This is a genomic window from Synechococcus sp. RC10B2 (assembly GCF_047502635.1).
In genome coordinates this window covers 1-888 of record NZ_JANSHO010000050.1, presented here as the reverse complement: position 1 = coordinate 888, position 888 = coordinate 1, and the positions used below count along the sequence as shown (strand labels likewise).

Below are 888 nucleotides of genomic sequence, written 5' to 3'. Positions count from 1 at the left end.
CGTGGCGCGCGGGGGCGGTGGTGGGCGTCGGCGTCCGCGTGGGAGCGGGGGTGGGAGGCGGTGTCGGGGTCGGGGTTGGAGTCGGCGTGGGCTCGCTGAAGAAGGTATCTAAGTTCGGCTGCGTGACGCTGACACCGCTGAGCTTCAGGGTGTTGGCAAGGAAGGGATTGATCTTACTGGCCGTCGGCGGAAGACCTGTTGAAATTGCCGCAAACAAAACCGCCGCATCCTTGCAGTCCACCACCCCGTCGGCAGTAAAGTCGGAAACAGAGGGCTTGAGCGGATCACCCAACCCCGTCACGTCGGCAGCCGTAATCGGCCCCACCTTGAGCGTGTTATTGACAAAGTTAACAATCTTCCCGGAGTCGTTGGTGTTGAGGGTGCAGGCGGCAAAAAGGACTGCCGCATCCTTGATGGTGACTGAGGTCTTTACCCCGTCGTAGTAGAAAGCAATGCTCTCAGAGCCCTGCACTGCTGTTTCTGGCGCCTGAGCTGAAATTGTCGGGGGAAGCTGAGTAACAGCCGGAGGATCCGAAGTAAGGGAACAAGCAGCCACTCCTCCTACGAGGGAGGAAGCCAAAATCAAGGGAGCTATCGGGTGACGAAAGCGGGATTTTGAGTTCCAGGAAGCCATGGCAGATCTCCTTCAAAAACTTGCTAGGGTCAACGTCTTTAGCAAGAGCTGCCCAGCTCACCCCAGGGAAACTCAAAGGCAAACCTTGAGTCTAGTCTCAAGTATACCCACAAAGGGCGCCCAAAAAAGCACAGCGACGGTGCCTTTCCCAAAGCTGAAGAAGAAGACAACCGGTTGCCATCTAGCACCTGATACATTTACGCTGAACTCTCCTGAACATGGTTCAGGAAAGAAGCGATCGCATCCTGCCTATC

At 56.5% G+C, this 888-nt stretch carries 1 protein-coding gene and 1 pseudogene; one reads left to right on the top strand and one right to left on the bottom strand.

The annotated features are described in order from the left end of the window. Nucleotides 1-556, bottom strand: a pseudogene (locus NW855_RS05925) (hypothetical protein); the annotation flags it as partial. A 76-nt stretch (nucleotides 557-632) separates the two neighbouring features. Between NW855_RS05925 and NW855_RS05920 the strand changes: the two are divergent. Then, the coding region (locus NW855_RS05920) for a hypothetical protein (protein ID WP_414508516.1) at nucleotides 633-888 on the top strand (256 nt) is incomplete at its 3' end.